22 protein-coding genes are annotated in these 19,144 nt (G+C 34.7%); 21 read left to right on the top strand and 1 reads right to left on the bottom strand.

The genetic code is table 11. The annotated features are described in order from the left end of the window. The first annotated feature begins 222 nt into the window (after positions 1 to 222). From queA to ISU02_RS11520, 14 genes are all read left to right on the top strand, one after another. A complete protein-coding gene (gene queA / locus ISU02_RS11590; protein WP_194702008.1) occupies positions 223 to 1,245 on the top strand; it encodes a tRNA preQ1(34) S-adenosylmethionine ribosyltransferase-isomerase QueA in 1,023 nt (340 codons plus the stop codon). A gap of 58 nt (positions 1,246 to 1,303) precedes the next feature. Next, a complete protein-coding gene (gene tgt, locus ISU02_RS11585; RefSeq protein WP_194702007.1) occupies positions 1,304 to 2,434 on the top strand; it encodes a tRNA guanosine(34) transglycosylase Tgt in 1,131 nt (376 codons plus the stop codon). A gap of 74 nt (positions 2,435 to 2,508) precedes the next feature. Continuing rightward, on the top strand, positions 2,509 to 2,820 hold the full coding sequence (gene yajC, locus ISU02_RS11580) for a preprotein translocase subunit YajC (RefSeq protein ID WP_194702006.1): 312 nt from the start codon (positions 2,509 to 2,511) through the stop codon (positions 2,818 to 2,820). A gap of 359 nt (positions 2,821 to 3,179) precedes the next feature. Further along, a complete protein-coding gene (locus tag ISU02_RS11575) occupies positions 3,180 to 3,425 on the top strand; it encodes a hypothetical protein (protein ID WP_194702005.1) in 246 nt (81 codons plus the stop codon). Positions 3,426 to 4,375: 950 nt separating this feature from the next. Further along, positions 4,376 to 5,317 (top strand): aminoglycoside phosphotransferase family protein, encoded by a 942-nt coding sequence (locus ISU02_RS11570; RefSeq protein WP_194702004.1) that lies wholly within the window; start codon positions 4,376 to 4,378, stop codon positions 5,315 to 5,317. A gap of 72 nt (positions 5,318 to 5,389) precedes the next feature. Further along, the gene (locus ISU02_RS11565) at positions 5,390 to 5,944 is read left to right on the top strand and encodes a Type 1 glutamine amidotransferase-like domain-containing protein (RefSeq protein ID WP_194702003.1); all 555 of its coding nucleotides are present in this window, start codon (positions 5,390 to 5,392) and stop codon (positions 5,942 to 5,944) included. A gap of 161 nt (positions 5,945 to 6,105) precedes the next feature. Then, on the top strand, positions 6,106 to 6,660 hold the full coding sequence (locus ISU02_RS11555) for a class I SAM-dependent methyltransferase (RefSeq protein WP_194702001.1): 555 nt from the start codon (positions 6,106 to 6,108) through the stop codon (positions 6,658 to 6,660). Between the two features lie 64 nt (positions 6,661 to 6,724). After that, positions 6,725 to 7,504: an aminoglycoside adenylyltransferase domain-containing protein gene (locus ISU02_RS11550; RefSeq protein WP_194702000.1), complete on the top strand. Its 780-nt coding sequence runs from the start codon at positions 6,725 to 6,727 to the stop codon at positions 7,502 to 7,504. Positions 7,505 to 7,539: 35 nt separating this feature from the next. Continuing rightward, positions 7,540 to 8,016 carry a tetratricopeptide repeat protein gene (locus tag ISU02_RS11545; RefSeq protein WP_194701999.1) on the top strand — a complete coding sequence of 159 codons (477 nt, stop codon included), beginning with the start codon at positions 7,540 to 7,542 and terminating at the stop codon, positions 8,014 to 8,016. Between the two features lie 133 nt (positions 8,017 to 8,149). Continuing rightward, positions 8,150 to 8,794, top strand: coding sequence for a hypothetical protein (locus ISU02_RS11540; protein ID WP_194701998.1), 645 nt, complete (start codon positions 8,150 to 8,152; stop codon positions 8,792 to 8,794). Positions 8,795 to 8,912: 118 nt separating this feature from the next. After that, a complete protein-coding gene (locus tag ISU02_RS11535) occupies positions 8,913 to 9,629 on the top strand; it encodes an SDR family NAD(P)-dependent oxidoreductase (RefSeq protein ID WP_194701997.1) in 717 nt (238 codons plus the stop codon). A gap of 28 nt (positions 9,630 to 9,657) precedes the next feature. Next, a complete protein-coding gene (locus tag ISU02_RS11530; RefSeq protein ID WP_194701996.1) occupies positions 9,658 to 10,137 on the top strand; it encodes a cupin domain-containing protein in 480 nt (159 codons plus the stop codon). A gap of 24 nt (positions 10,138 to 10,161) precedes the next feature. Further along, positions 10,162 to 10,986 (top strand): hypothetical protein, encoded by an 825-nt coding sequence (locus ISU02_RS11525; RefSeq protein WP_194701995.1) that lies wholly within the window; start codon positions 10,162 to 10,164, stop codon positions 10,984 to 10,986. Positions 10,987 to 11,047: 61 nt separating this feature from the next. Beyond that, the gene (locus tag ISU02_RS11520; protein ID WP_194701994.1) at positions 11,048 to 11,593 is read left to right on the top strand and encodes a DUF5673 domain-containing protein; all 546 of its coding nucleotides are present in this window, start codon (positions 11,048 to 11,050) and stop codon (positions 11,591 to 11,593) included. A gap of 180 nt (positions 11,594 to 11,773) precedes the next feature. On the opposite strand, the gene ISU02_RS11515 is transcribed toward ISU02_RS11520, so the two are convergent. Further along, entirely contained in the window at positions 11,774 to 12,085 is a 312-nt protein-coding gene (locus tag ISU02_RS11515) for a helicase-related protein (RefSeq protein ID WP_194702070.1), read from the bottom strand. Between the two features lie 274 nt (positions 12,086 to 12,359). Between ISU02_RS11515 and ISU02_RS11510 the strand changes: the two genes are divergently transcribed. The 7 genes from ISU02_RS11510 to ISU02_RS11480 all read left to right on the top strand — a co-directional run bounded on the left by ISU02_RS11510 (position 12,360) and on the right by ISU02_RS11480 (position 19,090). After that, positions 12,360 to 13,130: a dimethylarginine dimethylaminohydrolase family protein gene (locus tag ISU02_RS11510; protein WP_194701993.1), complete on the top strand. Its 771-nt coding sequence runs from the start codon at positions 12,360 to 12,362 to the stop codon at positions 13,128 to 13,130. Positions 13,131 to 13,159: 29 nt separating this feature from the next. Continuing rightward, positions 13,160 to 14,650: an alanine/glycine:cation symporter family protein gene (locus tag ISU02_RS11505; protein ID WP_228727795.1), complete on the top strand. Its 1,491-nt coding sequence runs from the start codon at positions 13,160 to 13,162 to the stop codon at positions 14,648 to 14,650. 194 nt (positions 14,651 to 14,844) lie between these two features. Continuing rightward, on the top strand, positions 14,845 to 15,495 hold the full coding sequence (locus ISU02_RS11500) for a GntR family transcriptional regulator (RefSeq protein ID WP_194701991.1): 651 nt from the start codon (positions 14,845 to 14,847) through the stop codon (positions 15,493 to 15,495). Between the two features lie 25 nt (positions 15,496 to 15,520). After that, positions 15,521 to 16,483, top strand: coding sequence for a hypothetical protein (locus ISU02_RS11495; protein WP_194701990.1), 963 nt, complete (start codon positions 15,521 to 15,523; stop codon positions 16,481 to 16,483). A 61-nt stretch (positions 16,484 to 16,544) separates the two neighbouring features. Further along, on the top strand, positions 16,545 to 17,345 hold the full coding sequence (locus tag ISU02_RS11490; protein ID WP_194701989.1) for a hypothetical protein: 801 nt from the start codon (positions 16,545 to 16,547) through the stop codon (positions 17,343 to 17,345). Between the two features lie 91 nt (positions 17,346 to 17,436). Further along, a complete protein-coding gene (locus ISU02_RS11485) occupies positions 17,437 to 17,973 on the top strand; it encodes a GNAT family N-acetyltransferase (RefSeq protein WP_194701988.1) in 537 nt (178 codons plus the stop codon). Between the two features lie 283 nt (positions 17,974 to 18,256). Further along, positions 18,257 to 19,090: a PRD domain-containing protein gene (locus ISU02_RS11480; RefSeq protein ID WP_194701987.1), complete on the top strand. Its 834-nt coding sequence runs from the start codon at positions 18,257 to 18,259 to the stop codon at positions 19,088 to 19,090. The last annotated feature ends 54 nt before the right edge of the window (positions 19,091 to 19,144 follow it).

Here is a 19,144-nt window from a genome sequence, read left to right as displayed (position 1 = left end):
GATTCTGCCACTCTGACTATAATTTAAGATTGGAGATTTTTACTATTGCATCTTAAGGCAATTTTAGATACAATCATCTATGTTTGATTAAAGTGATGAACAAACAATAGTGCATCAGATAAAATAGATTGATAAAAGATAATTTGATAAAAGATAATTTGATAAAAGATAATTTGATAAAAGATAATTTGATAAAAGATAAGACGATTTGAGGCTATAAATATGAAGACAAAAGATTTTTATTTTGATTTACCAGAAACATTAATTGCTCAAGTGCCACTTGAAAATCGGTCGGCATCTAGGTTGATGGTACTTGATCGTGAAACAGGTGAGCTCCATCATAAAATATTCAAGGATATTCAAGATTATTTAAAACCCGGTGATTGCTTGGTGCTAAATAACACGAAGGTCATTCCAGCTAGATTATTTGGCACAAAGGACACAGGAGCAGTGGTTGAATTTCTGCTTTTAAAACGTCTCAGTGAAAGACGCTGGGAGACCTTGGTTAAACCCGGTAAAAAAGCAAAAATTGGGACTGTTTTTACTTTTGGAGAAGGCCAATTGACTTGTGAAGTGGTGGCTATGGGTGATGAGGGGTCAAGGATTATAGAATTTACTTATGAAGGTATTTTTGAGGCCATCTTAGATGAGCTTGGAAACATGCCATTACCGCCTTATATCACTGCCAAATTGGATGATCCAAAGCGCTATAACACAGTTTATGCAAAGTATGATGGATCAGCGGCGGCACCCACAGCGGGACTTCATTTTACAGAAGAGCTTATGAGTGCGCTACAAGCGCAAGGTATCCAAATTGCTTATGTAACACTACATGTGGGGCTTGGCACTTTTAGACCGGTTAAAGTAGATGATGTATTGAATCATAAGATGCATTCAGAGTATTATATGCTAGATGCTGAAAATGCTGAGATCATCAATCGGACTAAAGCAAATGGCGGACGTGTGATCTCTGTTGGGACCACATCCACAAGGACGATTGAAACCATTGCAAATGAGCATGGTAAACTGATAGAAGCCAGTGGTTGGACGGAAATTTTTATCTACCCAGGCTATGAATTCAAGGTGATAGATGGCCTTATTACCAATTTTCATTTGCCAGAATCCACTCTTATCATGTTGGTCAGTGCCCTTTCTAGTAAGGAAAAGGTTTTAGAGGCTTATGAAATTGCCGTGAAAGAGCAATATCGTTTTTTTAGCTTTGGCGATGCCATGCTGATTTTGTAGAAAAAGAAAAATATATGACAGTTTACCCCAATACGAATGAATAAAGGATGCGTGAAAAATGGCGATTAGATATGAATTGATAAAAGAATGCAAGCAAACAGGTGCAAGGTTAGGCCGTTTGCACACCCCTCATGGCGTTATAGATACTCCGATTTTTATGCCAGTGGGCACTCAGGCAACTGTAAAGGCAATGGCACCCGAAGAACTTAAGGACATGAATGCTCAAATTATCTTATCGAACACGTATCATTTGTACTTAAGACCAGGTCATGATCTCGTCAGAGAAGCAGGGGGTCTCCATAAGTTTATGAACTGGGATAGACCTATATTGACGGATAGCGGTGGTTTTCAAGTATTCAGTTTAGGAGACCTTAGAAAAATCACTGAAGAAGGTGTGCAATTTCAATCGCATATAGATGGCAGTAGACATTTCTTAACGCCTGAGAAAGTCATGGAGATTGAAACAGCACTTGGCGCTGATATTATCATGGCTTTTGACGAATGTGCGCCGTTTCCAGCAGAGTGGGAGTATGTTAAAAAATCTCTTGAAAGAACCACACGGTGGGCAGTGCGCTGTAAAGCGGCACATACGAACACAGAGAATCAAGCCCTATTTGGCATTGTACAAGGGGGGATGTATAGAGATTTAAGAGAGCAAAGTGCTAGAGAACTTGTGGCACTTGATTTTCCCGGATACTCCATTGGCGGGTTGAGCGTTGGCGAACCCAAAGAGCTCATGTATGAAGTGTTGGATTACACAACACCGCTTTTACCGAAAGATAAACCGAGATATTTAATGGGTGTTGGCAGTCCAGATGCACTTATTGAGGGCAGTATAAGAGGTATTGATATGTTCGACTGTGTATTGCCTACGCGTATAGCACGCAATGGTTTGGCAATGACTTCACAGGGAAAAGTAGTCATAAAAAATGCCAAGTATACAAGAGATTTCACGCCACTTGATCCTGAATGTGACTGTTATGCTTGTAAAAACTACACCAGAGCTTACATTAGACATCTTTATAAAGCTGATGAGATTTTATCATCACGTTTGTTGTCCACGCATAACTTGCATTTCTTGCTCAATCTCATGAAAAATGTGAGAGAGGCCATTATGGAAGATCGTCTTGGAGATTTTAGAGATGAATTTTTTGCAAGGTATTATGGTGAGGAAAAGAAAGAAGACTAGGATTTCCCTTTTAAATATTTTAAATTCTGTTATAATAATAAATAGATAAAAAACTGTTTTGAAGGAGTGGCATAATGGGAACTTTAGGTTTGGTAGCTTATATTGCGTTTTTCTTTGGTTTGATGTATTTCTTAATGATAAGACCACAAAATAAGAAAAACAAGCAATTGCAAGAATTAAGAAGTAACTTAAAGCAAGGGGATGAAGTTGTTACAATTGGTGGCATCTCCGGCAGAATTTTAAATGTTAAAGAAGATGATGTGGTTCTAGAAATAGGTGCCGCTAAAACGAAATTAACTTTTAAAAAATGGGCAATTTCTACGGTTGAGCATTCTGCTGATGCACCTGTTGCTGAAATTGAACAGACTACTTCTACTGAAGAATAGAAATTATAAGGCTTTTTCGTTTCCTGAAAGGGAGATGAAGAGGTCTTTTCTATTTTATGAAATTAATTGGATGATCGCCACCACACAACCTATACACTCTTCGGTGCAAGCGTCCTCGACCCTTTGGGTCTGCGGATTGTACCTTCGAATATAGAGGCGGTGAGGTGGCGATAGTTGTGTAAAAAGTAGGATTTCAAAAGGAGTGTTTTGGGGATTTATATATAAACATAAAAGAAAGTATAAACTAATATGCTAAAATTTTCATGGGAAGTATGGAAAAGTATTCTGAAAATTGGAAACAGAATGATATAATGTAAAGGATAGGGTTATAAAATAAAATCATTTTAAGGAGGCTGTCTGTGAAGCAATTTTTAACAAGAGAAGATGTCGATAAAATCCTCGGTGTTGATCCCAATGAGCGGATACCAACACCAGAAGAAATGAAACTGATTATAGAAGAAGTCAAAAAAGCGACAGAAGAAAAAGGTCGAAACGCTGAGGCATTATCTAAGCCTGAAATGGATGCCATTTTAAAGAAATTGGGACTTGAAAATGTTCGGATTTATACGGAAGAAGAGATTTTGTCTAATAAGAGACGTGGTTAATATGGGGGCGCGAACAGAGTCGTTAGATGAAAGCGTTTAATAAAGGATAAATATATTATCTACATGAGAATGAGAAACAAAATTTGTAAATCAGAGAGGCGGCTAAATGGATAAGATTCATAAAAAAATAATGTTAGCAGGCTTTATAATATTGATTGTAATTAGCTTTGTAGTTACTATCACCGAGAATTCATGGCTTTTACCCTATTCGTTGTTAGGTTGCTCAATTTTATTAACAATAAATTACATACTGGAGATTAAAAAGAACTGGATAGTAATCGGTTTAGGCATATTATGTTCATTATCAATATTAGGAGTAATAATTTTCTAACAAGAATATTGAAAAACGCCAACATCAACCACGCCTATTTCCTAAATCACCTATCATCACAATCGTTGCGAAAGGCAGCAATGATTGCGCCAATTCTCACTGTGCGTTTGTCACCAATATTCCAAACTTAATCAAAATAAAAAAACAATAGAAGTTGGAATTGGTACTGGTCAATAGTATTGATGTTCTTTACTCTTCAACAGCATTTCATTGGATTCCTGAAGATACAGCCTATACAATGGCATTAAAGATACTAAAGAATAATGGTACATTAGCATTGTTTTGGAATAAACCATTTGTAAAACGACAAGATGATTTATTGCATCAAAAAATTTAAAGTATATACCAAAAATATAGACGAACTACAAACCAGTAAACATGGGTAATTTGAGAGGCGGTAATGTATTAGTTATAATAGTGGTTATGGATAGATTTCGTATTATCCATCGCCGAACACGCCGATGACCTAAATCGCTCTGATATTACAGTCCTTACGAGTCAAGGTCTGCGCGACTCCTGTTAATGCTTTAAAATAAAGGCGCATAGGAAATCATAGAGGACTTTAGGGAAGTGTTTTACCTACAAACGTTTTGAAAGGTTAAAGACGTGGAGGAGATTCATGAATTATATATTTAAGAAAGACGACATTACACGAATTAGGGATAGATTTGGCGAAAAATTTTATAATGATATTTCCGAATCCATAGACGCATTTATAGTCAAATGGCGTATTGACGCCTTGGAATTAGTTGAATCATTTTCCGCAAATTTGGTGTTCAAAGGATTTTCAAAAAACTATGGGCCAATTGTAATGAAGTTTGCCCCCAATTTGGATGAATTCACTAGTGAAGTTAATGCTTTAAGATATTTTAAAGGCAGTAGAATGTGTAAATTGATTGATATTGATCGTGACAATAGAGTTTTATTAGAAGAAAATATATTGCCAGGGACAGAACTTATAAAAGAGAAGAAAATTGAACATAGGTTAGATGTTTTTTGTGATTTATATAATCAGTTACATTATGAAAAGGACACTGATAATTGCCAATGTGACGAAGTGGACCACAAGTTATTTAAATCGTATAAAGATTGGATATATCGAATAACGGATTACATTAGCCAAGAAGAAAATTGGCATGAAGTTGCATTTCATATGAAAAGAGCGAAAGAATTATATAAGATTTTATCGCATAAATATTCGAATCAACGCCTATTACATGGTGATTTTCATTATTATAATATCCTAAAGTCAGAGAACAGTTACAAGGTAATCGACCCAAAGGGTGTGATAGGGCATCCAATCTTTGATATTCCCAGGTACATGTTGAATGAATTTTGGGATGAGGAAAATAAGTTGAAAATTGATGAAACGATGGCTGTCGTTTTTGATATTTTTAGTCAAAAATTGAATATATCGAGAAAAGTACTAAGCGAACTTCTTTATATTGAGGGCACAATGGCTATTTGCTGGTGTGTTGAGAGTGGTGCAGATATTGTTGAGAAGGTTAAATACCTAGATATTTTAGATAAGCTACAGGCATACATGTGTCAATATCGATAATATCCCCCTAATAACTCAGCGTGGGAATTGATTTTTTTAATGATAATATAATAAATAAACAAGGAGAATGAATTGAGAAGATTAATATTAACATCTACTGGATTTGATAACAAAAATATAGAAAGAATATTCAAAGAGATGATTTCTAAAGAAATTCAAGAGATAAAAGTACTTTTTATACCAAGAGCAGCATTGGAATCTAATAATCAAGATTATATTGAATTATGTAGAGCGGAATTAATTAATCTAGGCATTCTAGAAAGTAACATTAGAAGAGAAGACTTAAACAATGAGATTCCAAAAGATGAAATTTCGCTTTATGATGTGATATATGTAACCGGTGGAAAAACGAATTACTTAATTGAGTATATGGAGAAATATAATTTTAGAGAATCGCTTGATCTTTTTTTTGAGAATAACGGCATTTATATTGGCGTTAGTGCAGGCAGTATTGCTTTATCGACTCATCGAAGTAAGAGTCTCGGATATCTGAAATCAAGAATTGAAGTTCATTCAGAGGTTGGAACAGATTGTGGTGAGTTTATTGATGATGTTAATCATTCAATAAAGCTAACGGATAAGCAGGCGATTATAATTATTGATGACGCTTATAAAATTATTGAATAAAAACACGGATGAAATAAAAACCAATAGATCAAGTGGAGGCCTGAATACGTTGGGGATTATTTTAAGGGCCTTTAGAGCTTTAGAAGAAATAATAAAAACATTAAACGAGATCGATTACTTCGGAACGATTGACATAAAACAATTCTGAAAGGATTTATGTAATGAAATTAATAATTGGAGCAGGAAATACTCAAGTAGAAGGATGGATTTCAACACAAGAAGATGAATTGAATATTTTAAATTTTGAAAATTGGGAAAGCCTTTTTGAAAAATCAAGCATTGATTCAATATTAGCAGAACATGTTTGGGAACACTTGAGTTTTGAAGATGGGATTAAAGCAGCAAAAAACTGTTATACATTTTTAAAACCTTTTGGCAGGATAAGATGTGCTGTACCAGATAAGAATTTTAAAAATGAATGGTATCAAAACATGGTTCAAGTTGGGGGACCAGGATCTAAAGATCATCCAGCATATACGCATAAGATCTTGTATGATTATAAAAAATTGAAAGAAGTTTTTGAAAAAGCGGGGTTTACAGTATTATTATTAGAATATTGTGATGAGCATAATAATTTCCACTATATACCTTGGAATGAAGAAGAGGGAAAGATTGGGCGGTCGTATAGATTTGATACAAGAAATACAAAAGAAAGTTTAGGGATGGTATCCATAATAATAGATGCTTATAAACCAATGGTAATAAATCAAGAATAACAATTGCATTTGAATACGGTTCTAATTCGCTAACTGTGAGAAGATTTGATAAAGGATTATGAAAATGAATATAACAGATATTTTAGAAGATTTAAAAGAATTTTCCCAAAGTTATATTAGAGAAAATTTGATTGGCATTTATATACATGGGTCATATGCAATGGATTCATTTTATTATGAGTATAGTGATATAGATTTGCTGATTGTCGTTAAAAAACCATTGAGTTATATAACAAAAAGGCAATTTGTCGAGGAATTGATAAAACTTTCAAAACGAGGCCCTCAAAAGGGAATTGAACTTTCTATCATATTAGAAGAGGATGTAAAAAAAATGATTCATCCGTTAAAGTTTGATTTTCACTTTTCAAATGCCCATATAGAGAGATACGAAAAAGATGAAAAATACATGTGTGATAAGGGCACTGATCCTGATTTGATTGCACATTTGAAAGTAACAAAGGAAAGAGGCGTTGTTTTGTTTGGAAAACCAATTCATGAAATCATTGGTGAAGTTAAAGAGCTCGATTTCATTAATTCAATTATGAATGATTTGGAGGATATCCATTTAAACACTGACCTTGATTGCACCTATTATTTATTGAATTTATTGAGATTTAGGTATTATTTGATAGAGGGGAAGATATATTCCAAAATAGAAGGCGGCAAAAAAGCATTAGAAGAATTTGGTGGCGCAGAAAGAGTGATCATTGAAAATGCGTTATCATGTTATGAACCCTTGAAATATTCAAAAAAATCTGTTGATGAGGACAAATTAAAATCATATTTTGATGAACTTACTGTTGAAATTGAAAATTCAACATTATTTAAAATTAGTAAAAAATAGAATTGGCACCATGTTACTGAGCTAAAGGAGTTAAAATGGAAGCGTTACATAATGCAATCAAATTGCGAGAAGAAGGACAAGTTGAGGCAGCGATCTTGATTTTAAAATCTATGTTAAAGAAATATCCAGAAAATGCTGATGTGAACTATCAACTGGCATGGTGCTATGATGTCATGACATTAGAAAAGGAAGCCGTTCCTTTTTACGAAAAAGCCATTTCCATTGGATTGTCTACAGAAGATCAAATTGAGGCCATTATTGGATTGGGAAGTACCTATAGAACCATTGGAGAATATGAGAAATCAAAAGAGATATTACAAAAGGGCATAGAGATGTATGATAATAAAGCGATGGCGGTGTTCTTAGCGATGACACTTTATAATCTCAATGAACATGAACAGTCCGTTGGGATACTGCTGAAATTAATTGCTGAAACATCATCAGATATAGAAATAAGCAAGTTTAAGAAAGCAATCCATTTTTACTCGGATAAGCTCAATGAAATTTTTTAACATGAAAACTTAATGTAAAGCTTGGCCGAAAGATGTTAATCATGAAAAGAAACGATTTAAAATTAGGCTATTGTAGACTGACTTGCATTGGTATTTATCCAGATCGGGAGGTCAATATACGGGAGGTCAACATATGAGAGTGAAAAAGGTTCATATGATATTGCCAATATTGCTTTTGACGCTGGTGCTTGTTTTTCTTTTGATCCGCATAAATCAGTTGGAAAATAGGGTGAGCGTATTAGAAAGTGATATTGATCATAAAAATACAGCACTTGATGATGTAAATGCTACTTTGGATAGCCTTCAAAATAAACTGGACACGATTGAAGCAGGCTCAAAATTATCACAAAAGTACATTGGCATAATCAGTGAAAGATTTTCTGAAAGTGAATTTAAAGGGTTACTGGACTCACTTCAAGAAAATAGTCTAGTGGCTTTACAGGCTCATTTAGAATCATTAAAGATTTATGTTCACGTACTGGAAGAAACTTTAAAATACAGCGAAGGTATTGAAATAAAATACGCTTCAGAATTGTTGGCAGTATCTGAAGCAGATGGGCATAGAAAGTTGGAACTTAGAAATTATAATTCAAATGCACTAGAAAGTGTTGAACTATCAGATGACTGTGAATTTTATTTGGGAAGTCAATTCTATAGACATAATACGACCTTAGATAATCTGATTACACCGGGTGAACCGCTTGAAGCGGGCGTTTTTACTCTAGTCTGTGTTGATGGTGTGGTGAAGTATATTTTTACAGGACGAACTTACTTTTGACCAAAGGCCTTTTATGATGGGGAAAAGCTCAACTCTTAAAATTTGAGCATTTTGAAAGCACAGTTTATAGGACGTTATAGGCATATCAAATCTAATTAGATTAGAGAGGAGAAATTACGTGAGTAAAGCAATAATTATTGGCGCGAGTAGTGGGATTGGTAGAGGACTTGCAAAAATCCTTGCAGAAGATAATTATGACTTAGGACTGATGGCAAGAAGAGAAAAGAATTTGGTTGAATTACAAAAAGAACTACCGACGAAATCTTATGTGCAATATATAGATATTTCTAAGCAGGATGAAGCAATTGCTAATTTGAGAGAGTTGATAACTGATATGAATGGCGTAGATTTAGTGATTGTCACATCAGGAAGTGGTCATATAAATGATGCGTTAGATTGGGATAAAGAGAAACAAACAATTGATGTTAATGTCTCAGGCGTTACAGCAATGATTGGTACAGCATACAAATATTTTGAGGAAAAAACGCAGGGACATTTAGTTGTTATTTCTTCAGTTGGCGCCATAAGGGGAAGCAGACAAGCGACGAGTTATAACGCATCCAAAGCATATATTTCAAATTATTTAGAGGGCATACGCTGCAAAGCAAAAAAAGATGAGTTAGACATAACAATAACCGATATTAGACCAGGTTTGATAGATACAGATATGGCAAAAGGGGAGGGTTTATTTTGGGTGCAACCCCTTGAAAAGGCATCAAAACAAATGTATAAAAGTATAAAACAAAAAAAAGAAATCGTTTATATAACTAAAAGATGGGCAGTTATAGCATTTGTTTTGAAGCATATGCCAAATTGGATTTATTATAAAATGTGATAGTAATCATTTATAGCAGGAGGACAAAATGGATGAAAAGAGCAAGATTCTAATTACAAATAAGACCTTATTGCAAGGAAAGCGCAAAGCAGAACATGAACTTTACGAGTATACAAAGTATGAAATTACAAAGCGTAGCGAATTTAGCCAATGTTATATCGCTATATACGAAATTCCACCACGTAAGGCAAATTACCCTTTTCACTTTCATGAAGTCAATACAGAGGCTTTTTACATAATAAGCGGGATTGGTGTAATAGAGACATTAGAGGGTGAGCAGAAAATAAAAGCAGGGGATATCATTGTCTGTCCGCCCAAGAAGGAGGGGGCACATAGAATTGTCAATACTTCTGAGAACGAGTGCTTAACCTATATTGATTTTGATACGACGAATTCACCTGACCTAGTGCATTATCCTAAGTCTGACAAGGTCGGCGTCATCGTGCACAATCAGTCCAGTACCTTTTTTAGAAATGAGTCACAAGTAGATTATTATGATGGCGAATAAAAACGAATAGAGCGGGGGCTTAATGTGGAAAAATTTAAGATCAAAGAGGTTGTAACGGTTTCGGTGGCAACTTACAAAGCAAAATGGCGTACCTTAATATTAATAAGCTTATTGAGTTCTGTCATTTCAGTTTCTGTTGACGCAACGGGTATCGTCGCTAAGACTATGGCATTTTCACCAATTAAAGATGGGGTGTTTGTAGCATTTATAGTGTTAACGATAGTCAGTATCTACTTTACGTCGAGACTGTCAGTTGCATTGATCATTGCTTCAAAAACATCTGATGATTTAGGCGCTTCTGCTGCTTATGGTAGGGCGAAGCCAGTGACATGGAGATACATAGGTTTTGCAATATTATTCGGCCTCATGCTCATTATCCCAATGGTATTAGTGATAATTGGGATGCAGTTTGGTGGTCTTTTTAGTATTTTATGGTCTATCAGAGGGCTATTAGTCGTTATAGGGAGTATATATTCGATCTATATTATAACTGTTTTTCGTTTTTCCGTATTTGCGGCAGTACTTTATCCACATGAATCTAGAGTCTTTGCTTACAGTAAGAATTTGGTAAAAGGGAACTTTATGAAAGTGTTTTTCATCATGTTGATTCCACTTATCGTTACATTACCAATACTTGCTATTTCTTTGATATTTAAAGTGAATCAAGCAAGTGCGTTAATTCAAATAGGCGCGTCGTTATTAGAGGCAATTCCTACAGTTTTGATTGCGCCTTTTTCTACATTGTTAGCCTTGGAAACCATGAAAAGATTAGAAGATGAAGTGATGCCTAAAGTATTATCTGAATCCGAATCTGAATCTGAACATAAATCTCAAGTAGATGATTACTAATTTTCTTTAAGTGATGTGCATTTAAAACCATTATATAGAAATATAGAAAAGAGGCATCAAAATGATCGTGGTATTTTTCATAATTTACATTGTTGCGTTAACCCTTCTTTTGGGTCACTTGCTTTATCAATCGTATTTGCGTAAATTGAAATGGAAAGAATGGCAAGAAGCAAAAGTTAGGTCTGTTGAAGATGTATCATTTGATTTTAATTATAGGATAAAATTTATAACTTTCCTCTTCTTAGCGGTGATTCATTTTAATTTTTATTTAAAGTATGAAAAGGATCTGGGCTATTTTATTGCAGCCATAATCCTTTTGGGAATTGCAGTACTCCTATTATTTGAGTCGTTTAATAAGTTTATGATCTGTGAAAAAGGGCTTCTTTTTCCAAATTGTGCTGTGGCGTGGCATGATATCGTGGGCTATGATTGGGAAGACAAACACAATAAGCAAATTGAAAAACTGATTGTAACGGCAAAGAAAAGACCTGCAGTATTCTTCATGGAAGAATGGGATTTGCAAATCCATATCAATATTAAAAACAAAGACTATATAAATCAATTGCTAGAGAAAAATGTAATAACCGTACATTATGATATGCGTTGAAAAAATGTGACGGGTATCGATAAATCCGTTATAACTTCAAAAAATTCTAGAAAATTGCAAAAAAACCTCAAATGCTCATATCTACTTATAGCCATAGCGCATTTGGGGTTTTAGTTAATTTTGATGTTTTTCAAGCGAACAGCAAATCGTTTTTATACGCTTACAAGTGGCATGAATTCATCAAGTGCTGATCTCTATGGCCTTGCCTTGCAATTTTTCGATATTTAGCAACGATTCTTTTTCTTCAGCACTGCAAAATGAGATCGCCAAACCACTTTTTCCAGCTCTTCCAGTCCGTCCAATTCTATGAATAAATGTTTTAGGCACGTTTGGAATATCCAAATTGATGACTAGCGAGATGTTTTTTATATCAATCCCTCTTGCGGCAACATCTGTAGCAACTAGAACCCTTATCTCTTTATTTTTGAAGAGGTCAAGAGCCTTAAGACGTTCAGATTGATTTTTATCACCCTGAATGGCTTTAGATCTGATATTTGCAACGTTTAGCTTTGTAGGGTTTCATTAATGGCTATTGAGTAAAGTCGTAAAGAAGTACACTAAAAGATACCTTTTATAAGCCACTTACGTGGCTTTTTTTTATGGGAAAAATCTTGCGTTGACAAATTGTCAGAATTATCATACAATTAATTCAAATATAATATATAATACATAATATATTATATACATAAAAAAACATAATGACAAAAAACAAAAAAATGAGAAAGAAAGTGTGTTTGTTTATGAAACACCTGAGGAGGAAAAGGCTATGTTTAAGAATTGTATTGTAAGAAGACCATCAAAATCTATGATTGAGGGCATTACTTCAGCACCAGAACTTGGGAAACCAGATTATGAACTTGCATTAAAACAACATGATGCATATATTGAGACCTTGAAGCAGTGTGGTGTCAAAGTGAAAGTGCTTGATGCGATGGAAGCATACCCAGATTCATGTTTTGTAGAAGATGTCGCAATTTGTACCTCTGAATGTGCCGTGATTACAAATCCAGGTGCAAAGTCAAGAAATGGTGAAATCATAGGAATCAAACCTGCAATTGAAGCATTTTTTCAAGCAGAGAACATACATCACATTGAATTTCCTGGGACTTTAGATGGTGGCGATGTTATGATGGTTGGAAAACATTTCTATATCGGAATTTCAGAAAGAACCAATAAAGAAGGGGCGAGCCAGCTCATTTCACATTTAAATAAGTACGGTATGACGGGTGAAGCAGTTGCATTATCAGAAGTGTTACATCTAAAAACAGCATTAGCTTATTTAGAAAATAATAATTTGCTTGTTGGGGGTGAATTTATTACAAGCCCAATTTTTGAAAAATTTAATAAAATTGAAATTTCAGATGATGAAAGTTATTCTTGTAACTGTATTTGGGTGAATGGAAAAGTAATTGTACCGGAAGGGTATCCTAAAACTCAAGCCGCAATTGAGGAAAGGGGTTATGAAGTGCTCATTGTAGATACATCAGAATATAGAAAATTGGACGGTGGATTAAGTTGTCTGTCACTTAGGTTTTGATGAACTGTAGATAAAAAAGGGGGTAAATGATGACTCAAGCAACGGTTGAATACATTGTATGGGAGGTTCTATGGGGGACACCATTGATCATTACAATTTTAGCAATCGGATTATACTTGACATATAGAACTGGATTCTTCCAATTTAGATTTTTAAAGCACGCAATGGGCGAGGCTTTTAAACAGTTTAGACCCAATAAAATGAATCAAGGATCGGGTGTTATCAGTTCATTTCAGGCGATGAGTTTGGCGCTTGGGGCAACTGTAGGCGTGGGTAATATAGGTGGCGTAGCAGCTGCTATAGCCATAGGTGGTCCCGGAGCCATATTTTGGATGTGGATTGTAGGTTTGCTTGGTATGATCATTAAACTATCTGAAATCACACTTGCTGTTCATTATAGATCTAAAAATTTAGATGGTTCTACTTATGGTGGTCCCAATTATTACATGAAAAAAGGGATTGGTAAACAATTGGGGTTAAAGAAAGTGTTTAAAAGTTTGAGTGCTCTCTTTGCATTTGGATTTTTGGTCAGTTTTTTTATCAATATTCAAATCTACACTGTGGCTGAGGCGATATCCAGTACATTTAATACGAGCATGATGGGCATGGCAATCGTTTTTACGATTATACTCTATATTATGATTTCTGGAGGGTTAAAAGGCCTCGGGAAAATAGCGGGGACTTTAGTACCGTTTATGGTGGTATTTTATTTGCTTGGAGGTTTGTTTATCATTGTAAAATTTGCAAATCAAATTCCATCATGTATTGGCTTGATATTCAGCAGTGCCCTTACAGGAACTGCAGCAATCGGTGGATTTGGCGGTGCTGCTTTTGCCCATGCAATTAAAACGGGTATGGCTAGATCTGTTTTTTCAAACGAAGCTGGTTGGGGTTCTGCACCAATGGTCCATGCATCTGCAAAAGTGGATCATCCTGTAAAGCAAGGCGTTTTGGGCATTTTTGAAGTCATGGTAGATACTTTATTTATCTGTTCAATAACGGCATTGGTTATTATGGTAACTGGTGAGTGGTCCTCGGGATTATCTGGTGCTGCATTAACATTAAGCGCTTTTGAAACGGGTATTGGCAATTCTGGAAGAATTATTTTAGCATTAGGGACATTCCTGTTTGGCATCACAACAGCAAGTGGCATCTATGCTCAAATGGAAGTTGTTTTAAGGTATTTGCTAGGAGAATCCAAGCGCAAAGATTTTTGTTTAAGTGTTTATAAATGGTTATATCCACTTCCTGGATTAGGGTTGGTAATCGTTGCTGTCTATTTTGCATTTCCAGGTACAACCGTATGGCTGTTTTCAGATATGTCCACAGCACTGCCGATATTTGCAAATGTTGTCGCTTTGGCTATTTTGAGTCCTAAAGTAGTGGAACTTTTGAATGATTACAAAGCAAGGTATTTAGGATTTGGTAAAATTGATCCTAAAACAAAGCTGTTTTATGAAGATTCAACGCCTGATGATTTAGAATTACTTAGCGATCCAGAAGAGCTTGCTATGTCCTGATTAAAAGCATTAGTTTTCGTCCAGCTTAGAGGCAGACATGTTTAGTCTGACAATGCTTCAAATCACTTAAGACAATCCCTACAGCGATAAAAGCATAGGGATTGTTTTTTAATGCATAATAATAAGCGCATTATAAGGTTACGATTGATAGACCTATAAAAAAGAGATACAATATATATATTAGGAGGGATTAAATGTTAAATTATAGGTCTTTAAAGGATCATGTCTATGAGTATATTTCAAATCAAATTAGAGAAGAGGCGTTAAAGCCTGGAGAGAGAATTAATGAAAATAGAATATGTGAAGCTCTGGAAGTTTCAAGAACCCCAGTCCGTGAGGCTTTATTACAATTGACTCTAGACGGTTATATAGAACAACTCCCAAGAAGAGGCTTTATGGTTAAATCTATTTCATTATCAAGGGTGCATAATATCTATGAAATTATAGGCGCATTAGAGGCATTGGCAGCTACAACATGCATTAGAAAAGAGCGTTCAATTGATTTTGATCAATTAGAGCAAATGGTTGTAAAAATGGACCAGTTAATTGAGGCGCAAGCTTATGAGGGGTATTACCAACTTCAACATGAGTTTCATCAAATGATCATTGAAGCCAGTGGAAATGAAGATTTAAACAAGATGATTGGAAATCTTAAGAAAGCGTTTATTAAGCAAGCTTATACAGGTGCTGATTATGATGAATATCAAAACGCATTAAGAAAAACAAATGAGGAACATTTTCAAATCCTAAAATTGATGCAAGCAAAGGATGTCATTGAGCTCAGATCATTTATACAAGATGTTCACTGGAATTCTAAATATGCATTTATGGAAATGCTTGAATAAATGATTTAAAGTTTGAGGTAAAAGGATGAAAATTTTTGAAGCAATTTTAATGATACTACTCACCGGATTTTTCACTTCTGGAAATATGACTGAGAGAGAGCAGTTCACAAAATTGCCCACAGGTATTCAAGACAATACGTCTGAGTATTTTTCGCCATTAGATCAATTTGAAACGCTCGATAGAGAGGGGGTGTGGGTAGATGGTGAACAGGTGGAAGCATTGCTAAAGTCATACGGTGTTTACGACCCGATAATGGCATTCAATGAAAATAATGAGTCTATTTATACAGATGTAAAAATATGCGTTGAAATGGTTGGGGACAAAAAAGTCGCTATCTTATTAATTGAAAAGGGACATAATGCTATTTATGTTATGTTTTCAAAGTGTGATAACCAATGGATTGCCGATGGATTTGCCAGTCAAAGTGAAAGATTTAGACCTGAATACAGAATTGAAAAAACAAGTGATGGTATGAAGTATTGGCTTGTGGTTAAACATGAGGCCAATCACGGCACAGGCACAGCCCTATACGATGAAATTTGGTATCGTCCAGACGGCACTATTGCTGCAGAGTATCCTTTGGAAGGGGATGCGCTTTGCTTTCCTAAACAGATGCCTTTAGGGCGTGCTGGAGTACATTATATAGCTAATCCAGATTTTGATGGTAAGTCGAAGATTCATTTAGCTTATTCAGTGTGTTTCACATACGATTATGAGAGCGATTTTGGAGAAGCTGGATTTAAAAATGTATTCCAAAGTGAGTATAGACCCTCAATACGAGATTATTGGGCATATGATTTGACGACTCAAAAACTGGAATTTCTTTCATCGCATCCCGTTTTGCCAGAACACTTAAGTGAAATAGAACATAAAGTATCAGATGAATATGGTGTTGTGAAAGGCTATATTGACTTTTACGATTCAAGACTTGGGTATAAAAAGATCACCTCATTGGCTGAATGGCAGGATTTTATAGAATTAAGATGAGCCTTTAGCGTGCGCAAAAATTTGAGATGATTCTAACAGCTATTATAAAGGAGAGTGAATCATGAATATTAAAAATGTAAACAATTCAATGTTTTCAGCGGATTACTTAGAGAAACTGAGATTTAATCATGTTGATAAGCGCCAAGAAGTTGATCGAATCTTAACCGGCAATAAGGGCGGCATAAAAAAATATAATTCTGTAGGGGCGGAAAAAGAATTTAAAATCAAATTGGATAGAGCATTTGAAATGCGTCACAAGATGCTTGCGTCACTTCATGAAGCTTTTGTCAATGGGAATGATCCCATAAAAGCTGTTTTTAATAGTTATGATAAAATTAAAAATATCATTTCAGGGGGGAGTTTGTCTGATGCTGAAAAAGAGGGTGACTATTCTGTCTTAGATAAGGAATTCAAATTTTGTGCAGAATGGTTTGCCAACACCATTTGCGAAAAATTCTATTTTGCAGGCGTGAAGACGGATCCTAAAAATGAACATTCCAAGATATACAATGGCATTGATTTAGATAAGCTCAATGGCATGCGAATGGACATCAGGAAAATGTTTCAAAATGCAAAGGATTATTACCATAATGCAGGTTCGTTAGAAAATATAACCACTGGTATTATCGAAGGAGATACCAACTCGATAACTTTTAAAGACCTAACCAAAATGTCTTCAATTTTAAAGTCATTAGAAAATATGAATGCATCATTTGACAATATTGTTCAAGATAAAAAGAGTTCTGGCGGGGGGATAGATAAAGCAGAATATAAAATATTGAGCGATTACATAAATGAAAAAGCCAATAAATTAAGTATTAGTTCTTTTACAAAGGGGCTTTATTTAGATTGCTTTTTTTAATAATATAGAGCAATTACAATGTATATCTTGATAAATCAAATAAAGGATTTCAAAAGAAGCACATTTTATATAATATGAGACGGAGGGCAAAATGAGTTCACAAATAACGATTAGAAAAGTTGAAAAAAAAGATTCAAAGCATATCATTTCTTTAATGAAAAAGTTATCAGTTCAAACTCAATACATGCTCCGGGAATTTGATGAAATTAATGAAAATGCTCTAGAACAAGAAAAGAGATTTGAGAGCATGATGGGTGATCCAAAGTTGTTATATCTAGTTGCAGCAGATAAGGCAGCGGTTGTAGGGCTTTTGATAGCGAGTTCAAGTAAATTGGCTAGAATTAGTCATGTTGGGGACCTCATCGTCGGTGTAGATAAAAATTACTGGGGGACTGGAGTCGGCTCTAAATTGATGACTGAGTTATTGAAATGGGCTGAATCAACGGAGTTGAAAAGACTTTCACTAGAAGTTGTAGAAGAAAATATTAGAGCGATAAAGCTTTATGAAAAATATGGTTTTAAGATAGAAGGCAAGAAAATTGCAGACCATTTTATTGGAAATAACACTTATTTAAACACCCTTGTAATGGGCAAGATATTAGATCATAAGATCGTTAAAGTGAAATAAAAAATCATATGAATCATAAAAAATTAAAACTGCCTTAAACAGTGCACTGACATATAAATGTTTCAAACCAGATATTTCAATACGTCTATGTCTTTACGGCTTAAATCATAAAGACCAGATAAAAGGGGTTGACTTGTCAGCTGAAGTTTATTATAATGATGTCATAATCAATAGGGTTGTTACTATCACATAGGCAATACCTAAGCTTTTAATTATAACTTTTCTAGCAAATGTTATAATTTTTTCGCTTAGGTATTTTTTTGTGCTAAGAAAGGGGGGAACTATGAGAATTGTTCAAGTATTTAACAATAATGTTGTATTAGTTTGTGAAGGTGGTAAAGAAACAGTCGTTTTAGGTACTGGAATTGGGTTTAAAAAGAAGTATGGGGATGAGATTAACACAGATAAAATATGCAAACGATTTGTGTTGAAAGAGAAAGAAAAATTCAAGGAGGTGGCAAATATATTCAACACGCTTACTTCTGAAGAAATTGACCTGATATTCAGAATGGTTGAGTTTGCAAGAGACACTTTGAAAATAGATGTAGGCGATTCAATTTATCCGTCACTGGCTGACCACATTCACTACGTTATTGATCGTTCTAAGGATGGAATATTTGTAAAAAATCCACTTTCAAGTGCAATTAAATACCTTTATCCTGCATATTATTCTATTGGGTTGCAATGTGTTGAAATGATTGAGAAGAGCATGGATGTTAAGTTACATCAAGATGAAGCAAGTTCAATTGTATTGCATCTTTTAAATGCTGAAAGAAGTAATTCTTTGGCAACAATGGATTTGACCATGAAACAAACGACTCTTATCAAGGAAATTGTTGATATTGTGCGAATGTATTTTGGTATAGAACTCAGTGAAAATTCTATTTCATACAATCGGTTTATCGTGCATTTGCAATATTTTGTAAATAAAGTGATCAACGGGTATTCCGAGGAGGCAGAAGATACTTTTCTCTTTCAACAGATCAAAACGAACTATAGACAATCGTTTGAATGTGCACAAAAAATTAATGGTTATTTGCAAAAAAGCTATGATTACAAGATTAACTGTGATGAACTCATTTATTTGACAATTCATATCCAAAAAATCACACATTAAATATTGGAATTACACATTAAACATTGGAGTGTTACTTTGAAAGAAGGCAATATC

Source organism: Fusibacter ferrireducens (genome assembly GCF_015352425.1).
GTDB lineage: Bacteria > Bacillota > Clostridia > Peptostreptococcales > Acidaminobacteraceae > Fusibacter_A > Fusibacter_A ferrireducens.
The sequence above is the reverse complement of the archived record's forward strand: the minus strand, read 5'-3'. Positions and strand labels throughout refer to the sequence as shown.